Here is a 3553-nt window from a genome sequence, read left to right as displayed (position 1 = left end):
AGGGACAAAAACTCATTTACTTCGTTTATAACGATGTTGCGCTTAATATGTGAATCCAAGAAGGATTAATATATGTGTTGCAAAAATTAAAATCATTATATATGGATAATTTTTAAGTAGCTGTTCTTGCTCTTAATAAGTATTCATTTCATGGATCAAGTAGGATGAGACGTTACCGTCTCATTCCTCTCATAGATTCATATGTACGGGGCTCGTATATTCCCTCTCTGTCAGGATAAACGTCATATCAACAAAGATACTAAATGGAACATTGAGGGAGCATTGCAAGCAAATTGCCCAATCGCAACATGTCTTTTTACAGATGTCTTCCGGCGAAGATAAAACGATTCTGAAGTTGAAGCAGAGACAGAAAGAAACGAAGCAACTTAAGCGCGAACTGATCCGTAAAGAGAAAACGCTGACAGAGGCAGCAGCTATACCGACCCTGTGGAAGAGACTACAGGGTTAATTGCGGGACGCAGTGAGGAGGATTGCCCCGGTAACTGACCATCAGGAGATTATACGTGCGGTTCGAAAAATGGTATTCGCAGATGCCCGGCTGTGTGGCACTGAAAAAATGACTTTAAACCTGCACAATTGATATTATGTGACGCATGTTTTTGGTGATCACAGCAGAAAAATGTTGGACAAACTTCTTACACTCTTATCACCTTCTAATATTCTGTTTTACTATACGGATAATTAGTCAGTTTTATGATTACGCTCCTGAAAAATAATATATAGATATTTTCATTGAACGTGAACATTATTTCTGATGAATGATATAACAATCTAATATGCAACTTGTTTTTAGTATGTTTGGTTTAAAAACATTCAATCAATAACCAAACATAACAACTCTATATGGTTACTATTCTTAAATTTACAAAAAACTTCCTTTATTATTTCTTCGCAACTCGATAAATCCCGTTTTTTTATAAAATAAATTAATTTCTCATACATATCTAAAAAATACACTGCATTTTGTTTTATAAAAGTATGCCATGGATAACTATTTCTCTCTATACAATTAGTATACAATCTACTTAGTTCATTATTATTTATAGCATCGAGTATTAAAACAGTAAATTCACTGTCAACATTTTTTACCTTTTCAGCATCACAATTGTTTTCTTTATTTATCAAGATCTCAATTTTTTTTGGAAAATCATTTAAACTCCCTTGAGATTTTTTATTAAAATATATTTTAATTATAGATAGCAAGAGTATTTCGCGTAAAGCAACTAGTTCTAATTGCTCTTTATAGTCCAAACTTCGTGTATAGAACCCCCTATTATCACCTTTAATAACAAATTGTTCCTGCAAAAGTCTATTGAGCGCTTCTCGAATTGGTGTAGAACTGACATTTAATTGATCTGTCAGTTTAGAAATACATAGTTGTTCATTTGGTTTAAACTCATTATTAGTGATCTTATTTTTGATTTTGAGGTAAACACGATCAACATATGAAGTTTTTATAATTTCCATTTTCTGTCCTTAAATTAATTTAAATCTTTTTATACATTACAAAAAATTAGAAATAAAACTACTGACTCTTTGTGACAAAAATATACCAAGTGATATCCAACTGTAATAATTAAAATAATTTTTCCTCTGTTTTATTTTGCTTATAAAATATAGGTATCGATACCAATTTTTGTGTTATTGAGGTGAAAAGACTAATAATCTAGGTTAGCTAGCATCAGAATATAAAATTATTTTTATAAAAAATTTAATAGTAAAAACACAGACAATTAAATTAAAAAATTAAATCACTAAAACAATTTGAATGTTAATACCACTTGCATTCATATAATAAGTGCAACATGGTTAATCTGGAAGTAAACATACCCACACTCCCTTAAATAATTCATTTGGTGTTTTACTACCTCGCGTTTTTCTGGGGCGATTATTTGATCAATTTACAACAAAATTTATTTTCTGATCAGTGATTTCATTAAAATCAGTGTCCTTTGGAAAGTATTATCGGATTAATCCACAGGTATTCTTGTTGATACCTCTTTCCCAAGGAAAGTAAGGGTGAGAAAATAAAACGCTGTCTCTAACCTTTTACCCATGATTTCATGCTCTGCGAACTCCAAACCGTGGTACCTATTAAGTACCAAGAATAAACACGTTATTATGTGCCACAACTGACCGCTCTTCTGAAAAATTGTACTTATTAGTCGAATCCACCACTCTATATTGCTACTCTATCTTCTGAATATCTGATTTATTATTTCTAATCCAATAAAAAATTTTGGAATAAATATTTACATTCATAACAATCACGATGTTACAAAGCCGTTCAAATAACATAATACACTTGTTAAATATAAGGATGCAATACATTATTGTAATAACTAATGATTTAAATATCAAGCAGGCAATTTTTAAAATAATTAGCATAAAGTTTTAAAAAAATAAACATTATTCCATGAAACACTATTTTGTAGTGACAAAATCAAAATATTCAATGCCAATCAATGAATTGAATACGTAACCAAAAATTATCTTCGGATATTCTAAATAAATTTAATCTAAATTTAAAAATATTATTTTTAGATAAATGCTAACCAATTAAATTTATTATATATAATGAGTTCAATCCTTATCATAGCTCATCAAATCGCTATAGAATTATCTAATAATTCATGGGGGGAATTATTATAAAAGCTCCCACCTTCCCCTCTCCAAACCATATCAGTGTATTCATTGACGATACCGACTTCCAAAAGTGCACAGATATACCTCAATTCTTACCCTTATGCTTATATTCCCAATCTTATTGATTATGGGCTGCGAAGGTTGGAGCACCTCTGATGGGCAAGTCAAAAGTTGTGTTTTAGATTCAGGAATAGTCAAAGATTACTCAAACGTTTATCATTTTCTGCTTTTTATCAGCGCACTGACGATGGGTATCCCTCTCATTACTTGACTACATTCATCATGATCTTTTCAAGAGCAAACATATTTTCCTTTCTCCCTTTCCAACCCAAATAGCGCCTTATTAGGTGAGATTTTCGCTTAATTTAGCATCAATCAGAAACACGTTTCCACCTGTTGTTTCCCGCTAAAAAACCTCAATATCGTGGTTCTTCATAGCTCGATTACCAAAGAAAAAAATAATACAAGTTGGTAAAAAAAACGCCGTTGGGCACAAATTTTCATCCAGTTGTTTTTATTAAAAAGTTTCAACATTAAGCCAGAAAAATCTTTTTTCTCTAAGTAATCACAAGTGCGAGTGAAACCCACTTTTTAATAAATTTTAAGTTTATTTAGTGGAAAAAGTAATATTAAGTGATATTTTTTAATGAAAATATACTAATTTGACAATAGTTATACACCAAAATGTTCAAATCTATTTATGTAAGCCAAATCAATAAAATTTTATTAAAAAACAAAACATTTTATACCAAACTGTCTAGTTTAGATTTATAATCTATAATATTGTGACTAAGTGGAATTAAATTTTGGATATGTAATAATTTTTAAATATTAATGCTACTCAATCTTACTAAAATTGATTAACATCAATTGACAATTTTTAACC

General features: G+C 30.1%; 2 protein-coding genes and 1 pseudogene. 1 reads left to right on the top strand and 2 read right to left on the bottom strand.

The window, feature by feature from the left end; genetic code table 11:
* Window positions 1-322 precede the first annotated feature (322 nt).
* Window positions 323-469 carry a hypothetical protein gene (locus AB204_RS23115; RefSeq protein ID WP_167336752.1) on the top strand — a complete coding sequence of 49 codons (147 nt, stop codon included), beginning with the start codon at window positions 323-325 and terminating at the stop codon, window positions 467-469.
* 365 nt (window positions 470-834) lie between these two features.
* Here AB204_RS23115 and AB204_RS21025 read toward each other — a convergent pair whose 3' ends face one another.
* Entirely contained in the window at window positions 835-1488 is a 654-nt protein-coding gene (locus AB204_RS21025; RefSeq protein WP_053067968.1) for a GntR family transcriptional regulator, read from the bottom strand.
* A 342-nt stretch (window positions 1489-1830) separates the two neighbouring features.
* Window positions 1831-2108 (bottom strand): annotated as a pseudogene (locus tag AB204_RS22165) (IS30 family transposase); the annotation flags it as partial.
* Between the last annotated feature and the right edge of the window lie 1445 nt (window positions 2109-3553).

This window comes from Xenorhabdus khoisanae, from assembly GCF_001037465.1.
GTDB lineage: Bacteria > Pseudomonadota > Gammaproteobacteria > Enterobacterales > Enterobacteriaceae > Xenorhabdus > Xenorhabdus khoisanae.
The sequence above is the reverse complement of the archived record's forward strand: the minus strand, read 5'-3'. Positions and strand labels throughout refer to the sequence as shown.

What these genes read in the sequence shown, in the direction of transcription:
- AB204_RS23115 (WP_167336752.1), top strand. Translation starts at nt 323, where the DNA reads ATGTCTTCCGGCGAAGATAAAACGATTCTGAAGTTGAAGCAGAGACAG.
- AB204_RS21025 (WP_053067968.1), bottom strand. Translation starts at nt 1,488, where the DNA reads ATGGAAATTATAAAAACTTCATATGTTGATCGTGTTTACCTCAAAATC.